This window comes from Mycobacterium sp. E183 (assembly GCF_001667735.1).
In the GTDB taxonomy this organism is placed as follows: Bacteria; Actinomycetota; Actinomycetes; order Mycobacteriales; family Mycobacteriaceae; genus Mycobacterium.
This window is the reverse complement of sequence record NZ_LZJN01000090.1, coordinates 28,973-47,019: the sequence shown is the minus strand read 5'-3', so window position 1 is coordinate 47,019 and position 18,047 is coordinate 28,973. Positions and strand designations below refer to the sequence as shown.

Sequence of the window (18,047 nt, the reverse complement as noted above, 5' to 3'; positions counted from 1 at the left end):
CCCATGGCAGTCCAAACGGTATTGGAACGAAACGCAGGAAGCCGCGGAGGACCTGCACTACAACCCGGTGCATCCCCTGCTCGGGCAACCGGTGAGCGGCGCGGTGCACCCCACCTGGGAAGCGGAGTTGAGCACCGCGATGTTGCCCTTCCTCGGGGATGCACCGGGTTGTAGTGCAGGTCCTCCGCGGCTTCCTGCGTTTCGTTCCAATACCGTTTGGACTGCCATGGGTACAGCGGAAGCTTCAGCGGCCGCGCCCCGTGCCGGGGGTAGAGAGCCTCCCACCTCACAAGGTGCCCTTCGCAGTGCAGCGCGCCAAGGCAATTCATCAGCGTGCGGCCATCGTCGGCGTCGCGCCGCTGCGTCGGCAAGACCACCACCTCGGCCTTCTGGGCGGAGGCGATCTCGACGATCGACGTCGCGAGGACGGGATGTGGCCCGAGCTCCACGAAATGGGTGTATCCGTCGTCGAGCATTCGGCTCACCGCGGGTTCGAAAAGTACTGTGGCGCGCGTGTTCTGCCACCAGTACGCGTCGCCGGTGGCGTAGCCCTCCAGGCGTTCGCCAGTCACCGTGGAATACAGCGGGATGGTTGCCGGGCCCGAAGACACGCCCTGCAGAGCGCCGAAGAGGTCTTCTTTCACCGCGTCCATGTAGTGCGTGTGATACGGCACCTGCACGTTGAGGAAGCGATTGAAGATCCTGAGCTCGTCGAGTCGGCGGGCGATGCGGCCCAAGGCGTCACCATCGCCTGCGATGGTGACCGCAGACGGACTGTTGACCGCGGCGATGGATACACCCGGCCCGATGGCGTCGACCGCTGGGATTTCCAGCGCCTGCATCAGCGATTCGGCGCCGAGGCCGACAGCGAGCATGCGGCCCAGACCTCTGGTGCGCTGTTGCAGACGACTTCGGTGGTAGATGACGCGGATCGCCTGTTCGAAGGTGAGGACGCCGGCCAGGTAGTGGGCGGCCACCTCGCCGGCGCTGTGCCCCACCACGGCGTCGGGAATGATGCCGAATTCTTTCAGTTGCTCGGCCAGCGCTATCTGGATGGCGAAGTTGGCGGGCTGGGCCACATCCGTCTCCGACATCCGAGAACCCGTTTCGTCGGCGCGGAGTTCGTCGGTCAAAGACCAATCGGCATAACGGGATAGCTCGCGATCGCTTCGCGCGATGCTGTCGGCGAAGGCGGGATAGGCGTCAAGCAGCCCCCGGCACATCTTCCACCATTGGGGCCCCATCCCGGTGCAGACGAACGCCACCTTCGGCTTGGCCGGCGGCGTCCGGTCGACCGGGCTCTGCCCTTCCGCCAGGGCTCGAAGCTGACTCAGCGCGTCGGCCACACCGTCCGCGACGATCGCGCGGCGATGCGTCAGGTGCGTGCGGCGCCGGCTCAGCGTGTAGCCGAGGTCGTGCAGTGAGATTTCCGGGTGGGCGTCGAGGTGTTCCGCCAGCCGACGGGCCGTCGCGGCTAACGCCTCTTGCGAACGCGCCGAAACCGGCAGCACGGCCAGCGGCAGCTGCGGCGACCGCTTTAGGCCGGCTGGACCGGGAAACGGCGGCTCGGCGAGCACGACGTGAGCGTTGGTGCCGCCGAAGCCAAAGGAGTTGACCCCTGCGACGCGTCGCCCGTTGCCCGGAAACGGACGACCGGTGGCCGGAATTTCGATACCCGAATTCGCAAGCGGTATCGGATCATTGAGGTGCAGGTTCGCCGGGATGTACCCATGTTTGAGCACCAGCGCCGCCTTGATCAATCCGGCGACCCCCGCGCCGGCTTCCAGGTGGCCGATATTGGTCTTGACCGAGCCGATCAGCAGTGGATCGGCCGGTGACCGGTTCGCAGCCAACACACTGCCGAGGGCCCCGGCCTCGACTGGATCGCCGACCGGGGTGCCGGTGCCGTGCGCCTCCACATAGCCGACCTCGTCGGGACGGATACCCGCCCTGCGCAGCGCCGTAATGATGGCCGCCTCCTGGGCCGCGGCGCGGGGCACCGTGATGCCGTCGGTGCGGCCGTCCTGCGACACGGCGGAGCCGAGAATCTGAGCGTAGATTTCGTCACCGTCGGCCACCGCGCGCTCGAGCGGCTTGATGACGACGACGGCGCCGCCTTCTCCCCGCGCGTAGCCGTCGGCGGAACGGTCGAACGCCTTGCAGCGCCCGTCGGGACTGAGGAATCCGCTCTTCGATTCGGCGATGGCGGTGTTCGGCCCGATCATGACATTGACCCCACCGGCCAGCGCGACGTCGCATTCGCCGTTCCAAATGCTCAGCGCCGCAAGGTGTACGGCGACAAGTGAGCTCGAGCACGCCGTGTCGATCGTCATGCTGGGACCCCGGAAATCGAAGGCGAACGAGATCCGGTTGGCCAGCATCGTCATCATCATTCCGGTGGCGGAATGGGCCTTGAATCGGTACCGGCTGGAGCGGCCCCGATTCTGCAGAAGTTGGTAGTCGAGGGTGAAACCGCCGACGAAGACGCCTACCTCGGTTCCCGCGAGGCTGTCCGCGGATATTCCGCCGTCTTCCAGCGCCTCCCACGTCGTCTGCAGCAGGAGGCGTTGCTGCGGATCGATCAGGTGCGCCTCGCGGGGAGAGATTCCGAAGAATTGCGGGTCGAACTGGTCGATTTCGCTGAGGAACCCGCCTCGCCGGGTGACCATCTTGCCGACCTTGGCGGGGTTCGGGTCGTAGTACTTTGCGGCGTTCCACCGGGATTCGGGGACGGTGTCGGTGGCGTCGGTTCCGCTGCAGAGTAAGTGCCAGTAGCTTTCCGGGGTCCGCGCACCGCCTGGGAACTGACAACCGATTCCGACGATCGCCAAGGGTTCACGAGTCCCGGCTGCGGCGCGCATGTTCATCCTTTCGCCCTACGACCGTGCACCGGTCCGCGCCGGATCGCCTTCGAGGAGTGCGATGCGTGCGCATCCCGCGTCCGCTGTGCGGGATACTCCGCGCCCCGGCCCGACCGAGGCGCTGGCCGGCCGCCGGCGAGTTCACTGGCCTCGACCGTGAGAACCGGGTCGTGCGCGAATCGTGTTCGGGTCAACGTGGTTCGAGTACGGGTGCGTCGCCGAGGATCCACGCCCGGCTGATCGGGTTGATTTCCTGCTCGTGGCGGTAGATGGCTCGCAGTTCCCGCAGAAGCGAGTCGCGTTGCCACGCCTGCACCTGCTGCATGACACCGTCTTCGGAGAACCGGTCGCACTTCTCCGAGATCACGGTCTCCACGAGCTGGCCGGCCAGCTGGTGCAAGAGGCGGGCGTTCGCGCGAAACTGCGCGGCGAAGTCCGGGCTTTCGCCGATCATCGCGGTGTGCAGGCTGACCATGAAGTTCAACGGTGAGTACAAATCGACGAACCCGGCCGACGGTCGTGCCGTCTCGACCGCGGCCCATTCCCGGAAGAACCTTTGCGTGCGGTTGCTGAGCTTGATCAACCCCTCCAGGTGAGGAACCACCTGTGGATCGTCGGCGACAGTGACGAACCGCCCGTTCCGGTAGAGCAAGCCGACAAAGCCCCAGTAGAAGGCGATGTCCCAAATCACCTTGGCGGACATCACGGCCGGCGAACCCATCAGCGCGTATTGATCGCAGTACACGGCGAGCCACATGTCGGTGAGGGATCGAAACAGCGAGTCGCTGATTCCCGACCGCGCGACGACGTCTTCACCGTCGAGTTCGCGGACAATCATGTCGGTGATGAGGCCGTTGCCGATGGCGACGAGGTCCAGGCCCGACGAGTACAACGGATCGAGGAAGATCCCCGAATCTCCGGTGAGACACCAACGGTCGCGGCCGTCGTAAACCTTCGTGGCGCCGTGACTGTAGTTTTTCATCACCCTGAAGTCCTTGATCAGGTGTTCGTGTTCTGCCAGCACCGCCGCGCATTGCGGCTCGTGCTCGGTGAGCCACGACCGAGCTTTGCTGAGGGTGTTGAAGCGGTCGAACGGGTGGAACGCCGGGTCGGCGACGATGCCGACGCTGGTGGATCCGGACGCGAGCCGGATCAGCCAGACCCAGTAGCCCTCCCCCATCAAGTGATTCGTGGACAGCGCGCGATCACCCTCGACGATGCGGGCCTGCCAGGCCGGATCCTCGCTCCACCGGCCGACGTCTATTTCGGCGGCGACACGCAACCACACCGCATTGCAGTTGTGTTCGTTGGCGCGCCGTAGACCCAGTTGGCGGGCCAGCGCACGATTTCGTCCGGATGAATCCACCACCCAACGCGCCGTCGTTCGGGTGATCGTGTCACCGCTCTGGATGGAAACGGTGTGCGGGTGTCCGCCGGAACCGCACTCGACCGAGACCGCGCGGCCGCGGCGGACGTCGATGCCCGCCGAGTGGCAACGTCGGTAAAGCTCGTTCTCCAGCCTGCCGCGGTCGATCTGGTACGTCACCTGGGGGATGTAGGAGGAACTGCCGAGTTCCAACCGCTCGGCGATATCGGTGTTGCCGCCGTGGGAGAAGAACATTCGCAGGCCCATCTTGCGGATCTGCGACGTCTGCAAGTGCTCGGCCAACCCAATGCGTTCACGGAGGTAGTGGGCGGAAACCTCGACCGTCGATTCGCCGACTGTGTGGGTGATCTCAGGCACTGGGTGGGAGGTGGGCGAGATGACGGCGATGCGGGTCTGGGGCCTGGCGGTTTGGATCTCCAGCGCCAGGGTCAGCCCCGCCGCACCACCTCCGACGATGGTGACGTCGTGATCGGAGCCGACCTTGTCGGCATCCAACAGGCCCTTGATCCTTCGCGCCAGCGTCTCGCGCGCCTCGGGGCTCAACTGCGACAGCTGCGCGCGCACGTCCACACGTCCACCTCTTGCAAAGCCAGGGAGATTAAGTTACTTAATAGTTAAGTACGTTACACGAAATGAGGACTCTCGCAAGCCTGCAAGCCCACGGCGTCGAGGTGGCGGGACGCTGGCGGCATTGCGGCCAGATGCGCTGCGGCAAAGCCGATCTCAACCGTTCGTCGCGCTTGGCGCCCTGATCAAGCCGACCACAGACACTCAGGACGTCATCATGCCGGCAGCAACCGCCGTACATTTCTTCCTCGAACTTGCCGTCATCCTCGGAACATGCCGGTTCGTCGGGCTGGTTGCGCAACGCTTGGGGCAACCCCAAGTCGTGGGCGAGATGATTGCCGGCGTACTTTTGGGCCCCTCGCTGCTGGGCCGGCTCGCGCCCGGCGTGCAGCACGATCTCTTTCCGCCCGGGCAGGCGAACACGGTGCTCTACACCGCGGCGCAGATCGGCCTGGTCTTGTACATGTTCCTCGTCGGCCTCAGCTTCGACGCCAACCTCGTCAAACACCGCGCCGGCACCGCGGCGGCCGTGTCGGCCGCGGGCATCCTCGCGCCGCTTGCCCTGGGTGCGCTTGTCGCCCTGCCCCTGCTGAACAGTGGCGTGCTGTTCGGAAAAGGCGTCTCGCTCGCCTTGGCGATGATGTTCCTGGGCGCGTCGATCGCAACCACCGCGTTTCCAATGCTGGCCCGAATCATTTTCGAACAACGGCTTTCCGGAACGCCTCTAGGTACGCTCGCCCTGATCTGCGGCGCGATCGACGATGCGCTCTCCTGGTGCATCCTCGCCGTCGTGCTCGCCATCCATCGAGGCAATCCCACCACAGCCGCCACGGCGATAGCCGGTGGCATTCTTTACACGGCGCTGCTCCTGACCGTCGGGCGGAAAGCGCTGGCCGCCCTCGGCGCGAGATCCGAGCGCCGCAACGCGGTCAGCACATCCACGTTCAGCACCGTCCTCGTGTTGCTCATGACGTGCGCATGGTTCACCGACGCGATCGGCATCTACGCGATATTCGGCGCATTCGTCCTGGGCGCGGCAATGCCGTCCGGCTTCTTCGCCCACCAACTCACCGCCAGGCTCGAGCCGTTGGTGACCACGTTGTTGCTGCCGCTGTTCTTCGTCTACTCGGGGCTGAATACCCAGATCGGCCTGGTGAACAGCCCGAAACTGTGGGCGGTGACGGTGGGAATGCTCCTGCTGTCGATCTTTGGCAAGGGCGTTTCGTGCGCGGTGGTCGCGTGGCTCAGGAAAGTCCCTTTTCGTGAGGCCGTTGCGCTGGGTTCCTTGATGAACGCCCGCGGATTGATCGAACTCATTCTGCTCAACATCGGGCTCCAGGCCGGCATCATCACCCCGACGCTCTTCAGCATCCTCGTTCTGGTTGCCGTGGTCACGACCCTGATGGCCACGCCGATATTCGAGTTCGTTTATGGGCGGCACCGGGCAGGCGAGGCGTCCCCCACCGGCCGGTCAAGAATCCAGGACGTCGAAGACCGCCGCAGCGGAGGTGACGGCCTTGTCCGCGTTCCCCTCGTCGTGCAGCAGCATGCGCACGCCGACGCGGCCGGGGGCGCCGCGGTGGGCGACCCCCTCGACCCGGAAGGGACCCACCTTGCCGCGCGACATGAACATGACGTGCCAGCTGACCACCTGGAGCTTTCGGGTCCCCGCGACGCCGGCGGCGAGGTCGATCGCCGCGGTTTCTAGGACGACGTGCTGCGGGCCGATGTGCAGCGCGGCGTCCGGCGAAGCGAGTTCGGTGCTGAGCTCGGGCAGCACCCAATGGCCATCGTCCCGCCTGCTGGCCCCGAAGGCCTGCCACAGCGGCGGCAGGTCCGGCGAGTCCTCGATCTCCAATTCCGTACCCGAAACGTCCATCCGGCCCAGGCCTTCCGGCGGAATGCCGATGATCGCTCCCTGCCCCTCGTTAAAGGCGATCACCCGATCCGGATTGTCGGCGTCGACGATCTTGCACCGCCCGTAACCCATGGTGCGGCCCTGGTGCACGATGCCCGAACCCACGATCTCGACCCGCCTGACGTCGTAGCCCGGGTCGATGATCTGCACCGACGCGATGACCGGATTGGGCACCGCGACCATGTCCGTCTGGCATCCTTCGGGGGACGAGATGGCCAACGGCGCCACCATGATTCCACCGGCCTCGTTGCGCATGTCACGGCGAATGGTGACGGTGTCGTCGACCTCACCGATGTCCATCGAGGAGTGTTTGCGGCCGATGTAGCGGTAGCTGAGCAGACCCGTCCAGCGCCGATACAGCTCGTCCCGGTATGCCTCGGAGTCTCCCGCCAACTCCCGGATGTCACGAAGCTGGTCGCTCAATTCCGGCCTCCTTCAAGCTTTTCCGTGCCGCACCTGGTTGAACGGCACGCCACGGTCGGCGGCGTACTCGCGCGGGAAATTCAGGACCCGCTCCCCGATCACGTTGCGTGCCATCTCCGTGGTCCCGCCACCGATGCTGGCAATCTGGCGGCCCAGGTAGCGCGTGCCGATGTCGAGCAAACCCGTCCCGTCGTCGATAACGGCCGCCGGTCCGGCGACGGCCAGCGCGGTGTCGACTTCGACGTCGTGCACCTCGGCCATGTAGAGCCGGATGATCGATCCCGCGGCGGGCGGCAGCGAACCGCCGGCCACGGCGTGGAAGACGTGCTCGCTGAGTTGTCCATGCACCGCCCTGTGCACCAAAGCTCGCCCGACCATTTCCCGGACACGTTCGTTGCCGGCTTGTTTCGCCTTCTCGACCACCGACAGCAGGTCGACGGAGACATCCTCGGCCTCGGCGATTCCCGGCCCGCTGGTGTACTCCGACCCGTCGCCCATGCTGCGACGTTCGTGGTAGAGCTGGCGCGACGCGACGTCCCATCCCTTACCCGGCTCACCGACGACGGCGTCGTCACCGACGTCGACGTCGTCGAAGCACTCCTCGCAGAATTCGACCGAGCCGTTGACCTGCTTGATGCGGTTGATGATGACGCCGGGATGCCGAAGCGGCACCAGGAACATCGTCAGCCCTTCGTGTTTGGGCGCGTTCCAGTCCGTCCGGGCCAGGCACAGCCCATAGTCCGCGGCGAATGCCCACGTGCTCCATGTCTTGGCGCCGTTGATGATCCATCGTCCGTCCCTGCGGTCGGCACGGGTGAGGACGCCCGCAAGATCCGATCCCCCGCTGGGTTCCGACAGCAACTGCACCAGCACTTCGTCGCCGCGAAGCGCGGCGGCTATGTGGGTGCGCTTCTGTTCCTCGCTGCCCATGTCGAGGATCGTCGCGCAGCAGATGGCGAAGGACGGGACGTTGAGCATGAGCGGCGTCTCGTAGGCCAGGGCCTCGGCGTCGAACGCCTTCTTGTATTCGTAGCCCAACCCGAGGCCGCCGCACTCGCGCGGGAAGCAGATGCCGGCGAATCCGCCGTCGTACAGCTTCCTCTGCAATTCACGCGCGCGGCGCCACGAAGCCAGCTCGTCGCGCTGCAGGGCCATTGCGTCTTCGGAATCAAGCCGAGGGAGGTTTCCGGCCAGCCAGGCCCTGGCCCGGCTCCGGAATTCTGCGACCGACTCGGAAGTCACCGGATGGCCTCTCATTCGAGCGTCGACCTTGTGCTGGGCGACTGTACAGCAGCGGAGCCGAGGCAGTCGAGACCCCGCCCTCGGCGCCGCGTCGCGTCCCCCGCCGGTAGTCTGCGGACGACTCATGACGCACCCCTTCGACGACGCCATCCGGCTGCAAACCATCGACGCCGACACCAGGCGCGGCCGGACCCATCCGGAATGGGCCAATATGGTGGGGCCCTTCGGTGGCATCACCGCCGCGACGATGCTGCACGCGATCGAATCGCACCCCGAGCGCATCGGCGAACCGTTGGCTTTGACGGTCAACTACGCCGCCCCCATCGCCGACGGCGACTTCGACATCTCACTGCGGGCCGCGCGCACCAACCGCAGCAACCAGCACTGGATCGCCGAACTCGGCCAGGATGGAGACGTCAAGACAACGGTGACCGCGTTGTTCGCTCTGCGCCGCGACAGCTGGGGCGACACGGAAAGCCGCCCGCCGAGCGCACCGGACCCGGAGCAGGTTCCGCCCACCGATCCCGGCATCGTTCGATGGACCAGCCTTTACGACATGCGGTATGTCGAGGGACAAATTCCCAGGGAGGACGGGCAACCGAGCGAATCCTCGACGACCACACTGTGGGTGCGTGACGGCGCCCACCGCCCCGTCGACTACCCGGCGCTGGCGGCCCTGAGCGACGTCTTCTATCCGCGCGTGTTCCTGCGCCGCGGCAACGTCATCCCGTCGGGGACCATCTCGTTGACGACATATTTCCACGCCGACCAGCACCAACTCGACCATTTGGGAGACGACTTCGTCCTGTGCACCGCCCACGCCAACCGCTTCTCCCGGGGCTACTTCGACCAGAGCGCGCAGGTATGGACGCGGGAGGGCACGCTGCTGGCGACCACGCATCAGGTCGTCTACTTCAAGGGCTGACAGGTTTACACTTCGCCAGTGAAACGTCACGCAGGGGCGCACACCGAAGGAATAGAGCCGCTATGACACAGCGCGCGCACGACGCGATCGCCGACGCGGCCACACTGCTGGACATCGAATCGATCAAGCAGCTCAAGGCTCGCTATTGCCGATACCTCGACAACAAGGACTGGGCGGCGTGGCGAACCGTCTTCACCGATGACTTCGTCAGCGACACCGCCGAGGCGGGCGGCAAGGTCATCGAGGGCGCGGACGAGTTCGTGTCGTTCACCCGCAAGGCCCTCGGGCGGCCGGCCCAGGCCACGGCGCACCAGGTGCACGCCCCCGAAATCACGCTCACTTCGGCGACCACCGCCCGCGGGGTGTGGGCGGTGCAAGACGTCGTCCGATTCGGAGCAGGCGTGACCTTGGTGGGGTACGGCCACTACCACGAGACCTATGAGAACGTCGACGGTCAGTGGTTTATCAAGAGCTCCAAGCTAACTCGCGTGCGAGAGGATATCGTCACCCCAGTATTCTCGATCTACGTCTCCGAGCGAATCCGACGCGCGATCGGCAGAGCCGCCAATCGACTGATGGGACAATGACAAAGCCATGACTGCCTCTACCGTTTTGGTCACCGGCGCGTTCGGACAAGTCGGCAAGCGTTGCACTCAGATCCTGCTCGAGCGGGGACGCACCGTCATCGCAATGGATCTGCGCAACGACAACACCGTCGCCGTCGAACGCGAGCTGGCCGCCGGCGGGTACCCCGGCACGCTCATTGCGGCCTACACCGATCTGCTGGACGCCGAGGCGGTGCGCGGGCTCGCCGCGACTCATCGGCCCGACGCGGTCGTCCACCTCGCCGCGGTCGTGTCCCCGCTGTCGTATCGCAAGCCCGCGTTGGCCCGCAAGGTAAACGTCGGTGGCACCGAGAATCTCTTGGCGGCCTGCGCCGCGCTCCCCCGGCCGCCGCTGTTCCTGATGGCGTCCAGCGCCGCGGTCTACGGATCGCGCAACCCCTACCGCCAGCCGGAGCGGATCACCCCTGATACCCCCGTGAACCCCATCGACCAATACGGTCAGGACAAGGTCCTCGCCGAGGCGGCGATCCGCGACAGTGGCCTGCCGTACGCGCTGTTCCGCCTGGGCGGGGTCATCTCGCCGGATACCCACACCACGGTCAACAGCGACTCGCTGCTGCTGATGCGGTCGATGCCCGGCGACAACCGCATGCACGCCGTGGACGCGCGCGATGTGGCGCTCGCTTTCGCCAACGGCGTCGACCGTGAGTCGGCGATCGCGGGCAAGGTGATCCTGATCGGCGGCAACGAGACCTACGTGCTCACCCAGCGCGACCTCGAGGACGGACTCATGGACGCCGTCGGCCTGGGTGGCCTGGGCCCGTCCGCCAGCCTGCCCGGCGACCCCACCGACGACCGCGGCTGGAGCTTCACCGGCTGGTACGACACCACCGAAGCGCAGGCGCTGCTGAACTTTCAGGAGCACGACTGGTCCGACACCCTGGCGTGGATCGCCCAAACACAGGGGCGCCTGCGGACCGTCGTGCGACTGCTGAGCCCCGTATTGCGCCCGGTACTGCGCACCGTCCTGATGGTGCAGCGCCGGCTCGAGGGGCGTGGACCATACGCCGACCCGTGGTCGCTGATCGAAAAGAAATACGGGACCGCCGCGCTGGCCGGCGTCGACTAGCTACCCGGCCGGGCGCTGCGGGTATCTCCCCGCTTGCGGGGACGGGTCGCCACCGCGTATCACTTCAGGGACGCGAAGAAGACGGCGGCCTTGCGAATCGAGTCCTCGACGGGTCCGGGCGTCCACCCGAGCTCGCGTTCGGCCTTGCCGTGGTCGAGCGGGGACATCAATTCGGCCATGCGGATTCCGACGTAGGCGAACGGCAGGTCCCGGCCCAGCAGCGCCGCCGCCGCGTCGTTGACCCGCGCACCGGCGCGCAGCACGGACATCGGGATACCGATGCGCGGCGGGCGCCTGCCGACGGCCGTGGCCGCGATCTCATGCAGCTCCCGGACGCTCATGTAGCGGTCGGAGACGATGTAGCGCTCGCCGTTGCGTCCGCGCTCCGCTGCGAGAAGCATTGCCCTTGCGGCGTCTTCGATGCCCACCACCTCGGCCGAGTAGCCGAAATAGAACGGAAACCTTCCGGTCGCGACGAGGGCAAGCAAGGAGCCGTGTGGGGTCGGCGCCCAGTCGCCGGGCCCATAGGTGGTGGATACGCACATCGCCACGGCGGGCAATCCCTTGTCCCGCGCGTACGACAGCAGCAGGTCTTCCCCGGCCACCCGCGCCTCGATATACGGGCCGCCCTGATCCCAGTTGTGCGGATCGTCCTCGGTGACTGGCTTACCGTTACTGATCGCCAAAGTGCCTGTGGTGCTGGTGTAGACGAACCTCTTGAGGTCGGCGCCCAGCGCCGCGTCGAGGACGTGTCGCAGCCCCTCGACGTTGGTGCGGAACAGCTGCGCCGGGTCCCGCAGCCACATCCGGGCGTCGACGACGCAGTAGTAGACGACGTCACACCCGGCCATGGCCGCGGCCAGCGCCCGGTCGTCGAAGACATCCCCGTAGCAGCGCTCGACATCGAGATCGTCGATTCCCTTGGTAGAGCTGGTGCGCCGCAACATCACTCGCACGTCGGCGCCGGCGGCGACGAGCTGCCGGGTGACATGCGAGCCCAGGAAGCCGCTCGCCCCGATCACCAGTTTCTTGGCGACGCCCACTAACGGTCGATCCACTTCATCTGCGCCTCGGCGTGATGGCCCCCGATGGCCGGGGTCAGCCGGTCGAGCCGGGACAGCTGGTCGGCGGTCAGTTCGACGGCGTCCGCACCGACGTTCTCTTCGAGGCGCGCCACGCGCTTCGTCCCCGGAATCGGCACGATGTCGCGGCCTTTCGCCAACAGCCAGGCGAGGGCCACCTGAGCGGGAGTGGCCCCGACATCGGCGCTGATGCTGCGCAATTCGTCCGCGCTGTTCAAGTTGTGCTGAAAGTTCTCGTCGAAGAAACGCGGATTGGTCTTGCGGTAGTCGCTGTCCGGCAACCCCTCGGTGGAGCGAATGGCGCCGGTGAGGAAGCCGCGCCCCAACGGCGAGTAGGCGACGAACCCGATCCCCAGTTCGCGCAGCAGCGGCAAGATCTCGTCTTCCTGGTCGCGTGTCCACAACGAATATTCGGATTGCACGGCGGTGACCGGATGAACCGCGTGCGCGCGCCGAATGGTCATCACGCCGACCTCCGAAAGGCCGATGTACCTAATCTTCCCGGCGGCGACCAACTCCGCCAACGCCCCGACGGTGTCTTCGATCGGGGTCTCCCGGTCGAGGCGGTGCTGATAGTAGAGATCGATGCGATCGGTTCCGAGCCTCTGCAGCGAACCGTCCACCGCGATGCGAATGTTGGCGGGGCTGCTGTCCAGCCCGCCGCGCCCCGTGTGGGAGATCATCCCGAACTTCGTCGCCAACACCACCTGATCCCGCCGGCCCTGCAGCGCGCGGGCGAGCAGTTCTTCGTTGACATACGGGCCGTAGACCTCGGCGGTGTCGATCAGCGTGACGCCCAGATCGATGGCGCGCTGAACGGTACGGATCGACTCGGCATCATCGGTGCCTGCGCCTGCGTACGCCACGGACATCCCCATCGCGCCCAGGCCCAGGCGGCCGACTTCCAGGTCGGCGAGGCGAGCTTGTTTCATGGGGTCATTGTGCGCCCGGCGACTTCACGGGACGGGGCGGGTACCGTTGCGCGAGTGCACCGCATCGATCTCGCCGCGATCCGATGGACGACGTAGAAACCGCGCGACCGGCCCGCAATCTCGCGGTCGACTACTACCGCGCCTCGGGCGTGGTCCTCATCGTGCTGGGCCACTGGCTGGCCGGTTCGGTGACTTACCACGATGGGCAATTCGGCCGCGAGAACCCGCTGCTCGACATGCCATGGACGCAATGGCTGACATGGATTTTCCAGGCGGTTCCGGTGTTCTTCTTCGTGGCCGGCTATGCCGGGGCCGTGTCGTGGGCTCACCGCCGCGACGCCGAGAGCTTCTCGCGCCAGGCCTGGATCCGGCATCGACTCGCTCGGGTGCTCGGACCGACCACGGTCTATGTCGCACTGATTTCGGCGATCGTGGTGGTCCTGCGGGCCCGGCATTTGCCCGGCACCGTGATGGAATACGCGGGTTGGGCGGTGGCCATGCACCTGTGGTTCCTCGCGGTGTACGTGCTCGTCGTGTCACTGACGCCGATTGCCGTTGCGGCGCATAGGCGTTGGGGCCTCGTGGTCCCGCTGGTACTGGCCGCGGGAGTCGTGCTGGTCGACGCCGTCTCGCTCGCGGGCCACGTCCCCTATATCGGCACGCTGAACTATCTGCTGTGCTGGGGCCTGCTCTACCAGCTCGGGATCGCCTGGCAGGGTGGCCTGTTGGCCGGCCGCCGGCCGATGCTGCTCGCTGCCGCCTCGGCCGTCGCTCTGATGCTGCTGATCCGGGTGGGGCCGTATCCGGTGAGCATGATCGGCGTTCCTGGCGAAGCGATCGAGAACACGACGCCGCCGACGGTGGCGATGATGGCCTTCGGGTGCACGCAAGCGGGGCTGGCCATGGCATTGGCGCCGGCACTGGACCGGATCCTGCACCACCGCTCGGTGCAGCGGGTGTTGTCCACCGCCAACGCCAACGTGATGGCCCTTTACCTATGGCACATGGTTCCGGTTGTCATCGTCGCGATCGTCGCCTATCCGGCAGGGCTGATCCCGCAACCGCACGAGGGTTCGGTGGCGTGGTGGCTCGTCCGGCTGGAGTGGATCACGATACTCAGCGTGGTGACCGCGGCCGAACTGATGCTGCTGTGGTGGCAGCGGCGGGTCTTCGCGGTTCCGCTGCCCACGTTCGGGCTGCCGCTCGGTGACCGCTTTGCCGAGGCGATCATGCTGACCGGCACCGTCCTGGCCGCCGCCGGGCTGCATCTGTTGGCGCAGGGCGGCTTCGCACCGAACGGGCGATTCTCCTGGCCGACCGCCGCCCTGTTCGCCGCCGGGGTCGTGTTGGTGGCGGTGCGACCCAAAACCCGAGACACGGTCCCCTCGGGTAAGCGACTTACGGCCCCTTGAGATGGGCCCTAGTGCCCTGGTCGCCTTCCTGATCGGAGAGAAACGTTTCCGCCAAGGCTCGGAGTATCCAAGCAGTTGAGCCTAGGCTACAGGGAGACATCCTCGCTAAGGGAGTACACAGATGTCACACGCCACGCTCCACACCAGCCAGGTCCCTCAGCAGCGCGCGCAGGACGCCGAGCTACTACGGAAGTCGGGGGTGCACAAGCTCGTCGTCGCCGATCGCGACGGCAACTGCTTGGCGTTCCTATTGGCCTGGGACAGCTTCGACTACGACGCCGAGACGGACACCTATGTGTGCGTCGTCGATAGCGATGGCAGAGATCTCATGACCGTGTATACCGCCGGTGAAATCAAACCGGCGTCCAAGGCGAACACCTATGTCGTGACCGCACCCGACAGGTTGAATGGCCACAGGGCGGTGTAGCCGCCCCGAACCAAGCGGGTTCTGACGCGCCACGCTTTCGGCTGACGGACGCGTCGCACGATGTCTGCCGCCCCGGTGGCGCGGCTCGGGGGATCTTGACATCGTCAAGCTTATGATGGACCGTTCGTACGGTTAGTTAGAGCCGAAGGGTGCACGATGCCTCGACCTGGTCGGCGTGGCGAGATCTTCGACGCGTTTGTCCGCTATGTCGCCGAACGCGGCTACGACAGAACGAATATGGGCGACATCGCCGACGAGCTTGGCATGTCGAAGGGCACCATCGTTCATCACTTCGGCACCAAGGCACAGATGTTGCGGGAGCTCGAGGAAACCCACCTCGCCCGACAACTCGATGCGGTGCAGATGGCATGGTCCCGGCTCGGTACACCGCAGGAACGCATCGCCGCAATCATTTACACCTCCGCGCTGCTCCAGGTGGTCGCCCGTGAGGCGACGGTGGCAAGCCAGCGCGAGGTGGTCCAGTTGTCCGACGACCCGGCGATGCAGCAAGTCCGGAAGCTGCGGAACCAATTGCAAAGCTTGGCGATTGAGGAGATCCGCAGCGGAATCGACGGCGGGGTCTTCCGAGCCGTCGACATCGAACTGGCGGCATTGCAGCTGTGGGGATCGCTCGAGTGGATGTGGGTGTGGTTCGGCCCCGCCGATTCCCGCAGCCCGGAACAGGTAGGGGCCGCGTTCGTCGACGTGTTCCTCGGCGGGTTACTGCTCGATCGGCTCGGGCTCGGCAAGTGGGCAAGCCCCTCCGCCGACGTCGTCTCGGTGGTGCGTGAATGCCTCGCCGCCGTCACGGGTCCGGCCGCCTAGCCTCCAACACCATTGCGCGGGGCCGTAATTGGCCCTACCGAGGCTCCGCTTGATGCGCCGCGTCAGCGTTGGCCGACGCTCGTTCGAACGGGAAAAGCACCGAAAAGCCCTGCCGAATACTGTACGCGCGGTCGGTTTCCGTGCGCAGGCTTTTCTCAAAAGAAAGGCCGACGATGTGGCGCCAGGCGTACCGACTACCGCCAAAACCCCTGTAAATCACCAAAAAGACGTCAACACGGCGCTGGCCACCCCCGAATTACTCGCGCGGCGAATACTCGCCGCCGCCGGCGGTTATTGACTGACCGTACGGTCTAATGCCATAGTGATGCGTGGCGCAAACTAGGGCGGCATGGAGCCGAAGGGTGGGATCTCAGAGTGTCGATCGGGAGGATCACCGGGTCGACTCGCGTCGGGAGTCAGCCCGCGCGGTACGCCACCGATGGGGGCCACCGCTCTTGCGGCAAGACCCGCGGCGAAGGAATCAGGAATCCGGCCCCGTCCCGCCTCACTCGAAACACTCTGTAGTGCAGCGCTTTGCACTGGTTGGCCGCGCGGCGGACCGCCCCGCCAACCAGGATCACGATCACCAACGCGATGACCGTCCCGCGACTACCCATCGCCCGCTTGACGAAGCGGCGGAACCGAAAGCCCTCGTTGCGCGGTCGCGTTCGGGACGGCACGCATGACCACCTCCCACCTGACCGCCAGCAAATTGAGCAGTCGGATTCGGCCCGGGACGGAAGTGGCCGGTGGATTCTTCCGCATGTGCGTGCTGACCGGGAAAGCGCTGAGACAGCCGTTCGAATGGCGCGAGTTCATCTGGAACGGCTGGTTTCTCATGCGGGTATCGCTGCTGCCCACCATCGCCGTGTCCATCCCGGAAACCGTGCTGCTCATCTTCACGCTGAACCTGCTGCTGGCGGAGATCGGCGCCGCCGACGTGTCGGGGGCCGGTGCCGCGATCGGCGCGGTCACCCAGCTCGGCCCGATCGTGACGGTGCTCGTGGTCGCCGGCGCGGGCGGCACCGCCATCTGCGCGGACCTCGGCGCGCGCACCATCCGCGAGGAGATAGACGCGCTCGAGGTGCTCGGCATCGACCCGATCCACCGCCTGGTGGTGCCCCGGGTCGTCGCCTCCACACTTGTCGCGGTGCTGCTCAACGGCCTCGTGGTCGCCGTCGGCCTCGGGGGCGGCTACCTGTTCAGCGTCTACCTGCAGAACGTCTCGAGCGGCGCCTACCTCTCCACGTTGACGGCGCTCACCGGCCTGCCCGAGGTGGTGATCGCGTTCATCAAAGCCGCGACGTTTGGACTGATCGCCGGCCTGGTCGGCTGCTACCGCGGGCTGATCGTCCGCGGCGGATCCAAGGGCCTCGGGACCGCCGTGAACGAGACGGTGGTGCTCTGCTTCATCGCGCTGTTCGCGGTCAACGCGGCGCTGACCACCATCGGCGTCCGGTTCGGGACGGGGCGCTGACATGTCCACGGCTGCCGCCCTCCGCGTCCGCTTCCCGCGGACGAGCGCATTCGTCATCCGTTACGGGGACGTCCCGTCTCGCCCGCTGGTCGAGATCGGGCAGATGGTCTGGTTCGCACTGAGCGCCGTCGGGCAGATCCCCTTCGCCGTACACCGCTACCGCAAAGAGCTGCTCCGCATGGTTGCCCAGATGGGGATGGGCACCGGCGCGATGGCGGTGGTCGGTGGCACCGCCGCCATCGTCGGCTTCATCACCTTGTCGGCGGGTTCACTCGTCGCCATTCAGGGCTACGCGACGCTGGGCAACATCGGTGTCGAGGCGTTCACCGGGTTCTTGGCCGCCCTGGTCAATGTGCGGTTCGTGGCGCCGGTGGCCGCCGGTCAGGCGCTGGCCGCCACGGTCGGCGCGGGTGCCACGGCCGAATTGGGCGCCATGCGCATCAGCGAGGAAATCGACGCGCTCGAGGTGATGAGCATCCGGTCGGTCCCCTTTCTGGCGTCCACCCGGGTGGTGGCGGGTCTGATCGTCATCGTCCCGCTCTACGGGTTGGCGATGACCATGGCGTTCCTGTCCCAGCAGGTCACCACCGTGTTGTTGTACGGGCAGTCCATCGGCACGTACAACCACTACTTCCACACGTTCCTGCGCCTCAACGACGTCGGCTGGTCGTTCGCGGAGGTCATCCTGGTCGCGGTGGTCGTGATGACCACCCACTGCTACTACGGCTACACCGCCACCGGCGGGCCGGTCGGCGTCGGCGAAGCGGTCGGCCGCTCGATGCGGTTGTCGTTGATCACCATCGTCGTGGTGGTCGTGCTGACCGCGATGGCGGTCTACGGCAAGACCCCCAACTTCAACCTCACCGTGTAGCCG

At 66.2% G+C, this 18,047-nt stretch carries 15 protein-coding genes and 1 pseudogene; 10 read left to right on the top strand and 6 right to left on the bottom strand.

Translation table 11 applies throughout. The annotated features are described in order from the left end of the window. Both A5691_RS09200 and A5691_RS09195 read right to left on the bottom strand, forming a co-directional pair. The coding region (locus A5691_RS09200; RefSeq protein WP_156669905.1) for a type I polyketide synthase at positions 1 to 2,861 on the bottom strand (2,861 nt) is incomplete at its 3' end. 190 nt (positions 2,862 to 3,051) lie between these two features. Beyond that, positions 3,052 to 4,818 carry an NAD(P)/FAD-dependent oxidoreductase gene (locus A5691_RS09195; RefSeq protein WP_156675662.1) on the bottom strand — a complete coding sequence of 589 codons (1,767 nt, stop codon included), beginning with the start codon at positions 4,816 to 4,818 and terminating at the stop codon, positions 3,052 to 3,054. Positions 4,819 to 5,032: 214 nt separating this feature from the next. Between A5691_RS09195 and A5691_RS09190 the strand changes: the two are divergent. Next, positions 5,033 to 6,223: pseudogene (locus tag A5691_RS09190) on the top strand (cation:proton antiporter); the annotation flags it as partial. 63 nt (positions 6,224 to 6,286) lie between these two features. Here the strand turns inward: A5691_RS09190 and A5691_RS27925 are convergent. Next, positions 6,287 to 7,156: a hypothetical protein gene (locus A5691_RS27925; protein ID WP_067781972.1), complete on the bottom strand. Its 870-nt coding sequence runs from the start codon at positions 7,154 to 7,156 to the stop codon at positions 6,287 to 6,289. Between the two features lie 12 nt (positions 7,157 to 7,168). Continuing rightward, entirely contained in the window at positions 7,169 to 8,398 is a 1,230-nt protein-coding gene (locus tag A5691_RS09180; protein ID WP_068017676.1) for an acyl-CoA dehydrogenase family protein, read from the bottom strand. 124 nt (positions 8,399 to 8,522) lie between these two features. Here A5691_RS09180 and A5691_RS09175 point away from each other — a divergent pair, with 124 nt between their 5' ends. The 3 genes from A5691_RS09175 to A5691_RS09165 all read left to right on the top strand — a co-directional run bounded on the left by A5691_RS09175 (position 8,523) and on the right by A5691_RS09165 (position 11,018). Continuing rightward, positions 8,523 to 9,323: an acyl-CoA thioesterase II gene (locus A5691_RS09175; RefSeq protein ID WP_067748931.1), complete on the top strand. Its 801-nt coding sequence runs from the start codon at positions 8,523 to 8,525 to the stop codon at positions 9,321 to 9,323. A 62-nt stretch (positions 9,324 to 9,385) separates the two neighbouring features. Further along, positions 9,386 to 9,910: a nuclear transport factor 2 family protein gene (locus tag A5691_RS09170; RefSeq protein WP_067748928.1), complete on the top strand. Its 525-nt coding sequence runs from the start codon at positions 9,386 to 9,388 to the stop codon at positions 9,908 to 9,910. Positions 9,911 to 9,917: 7 nt separating this feature from the next. Next, entirely contained in the window at positions 9,918 to 11,018 is a 1,101-nt protein-coding gene (locus A5691_RS09165; RefSeq protein ID WP_067748926.1) for an NAD(P)-dependent oxidoreductase, read from the top strand. 59 nt (positions 11,019 to 11,077) lie between these two features. On the opposite strand, the gene A5691_RS09160 is transcribed toward A5691_RS09165, so the two are convergent. After that, the gene (locus A5691_RS09160) at positions 11,078 to 12,076 is read right to left on the bottom strand and encodes an NAD-dependent epimerase/dehydratase family protein (RefSeq protein WP_231968960.1); all 999 of its coding nucleotides are present in this window, start codon (positions 12,074 to 12,076) and stop codon (positions 11,078 to 11,080) included. Further along, on the bottom strand, positions 12,061 to 13,032 hold the full coding sequence (locus A5691_RS09155; RefSeq protein WP_067748920.1) for an aldo/keto reductase: 972 nt from the start codon (positions 13,030 to 13,032) through the stop codon (positions 12,061 to 12,063). The genes A5691_RS09160 and A5691_RS09155 overlap by 16 nt, the downstream gene beginning before the upstream one ends. A gap of 83 nt (positions 13,033 to 13,115) precedes the next feature. On the opposite strand from A5691_RS09155, the gene A5691_RS09150 reads away from it, so the two are divergent. From A5691_RS09150 to A5691_RS09125, 6 genes are all read left to right on the top strand, one after another. Beyond that, entirely contained in the window at positions 13,116 to 14,444 is a 1,329-nt protein-coding gene (locus A5691_RS09150) for an acyltransferase (protein ID WP_067748917.1), read from the top strand. A gap of 121 nt (positions 14,445 to 14,565) precedes the next feature. Continuing rightward, positions 14,566 to 14,871, top strand: coding sequence for a hypothetical protein (locus A5691_RS09145; protein ID WP_067748915.1), 306 nt, complete (start codon positions 14,566 to 14,568; stop codon positions 14,869 to 14,871). Positions 14,872 to 15,027: 156 nt separating this feature from the next. Then, on the top strand, positions 15,028 to 15,696 hold the full coding sequence (locus tag A5691_RS09140; RefSeq protein WP_067748912.1) for a TetR/AcrR family transcriptional regulator: 669 nt from the start codon (positions 15,028 to 15,030) through the stop codon (positions 15,694 to 15,696). A 52-nt stretch (positions 15,697 to 15,748) separates the two neighbouring features. Further along, the gene (locus A5691_RS27920; protein ID WP_156669903.1) at positions 15,749 to 15,994 is read left to right on the top strand and encodes a hypothetical protein; all 246 of its coding nucleotides are present in this window, start codon (positions 15,749 to 15,751) and stop codon (positions 15,992 to 15,994) included. Positions 15,995 to 16,459: 465 nt separating this feature from the next. Next, positions 16,460 to 17,173, top strand: a complete 714-nt coding sequence (locus A5691_RS09130; protein ID WP_369804363.1) for an MlaE family ABC transporter permease — start codon at positions 16,460 to 16,462, stop codon at positions 17,171 to 17,173. Position 17,174: 1 nt separating this feature from the next. Then, positions 17,175 to 18,044, top strand: a complete 870-nt coding sequence (locus A5691_RS09125) for an ABC transporter permease (protein ID WP_067278674.1) — start codon at positions 17,175 to 17,177, stop codon at positions 18,042 to 18,044. Positions 18,045 to 18,047 lie beyond the last annotated feature (3 nt).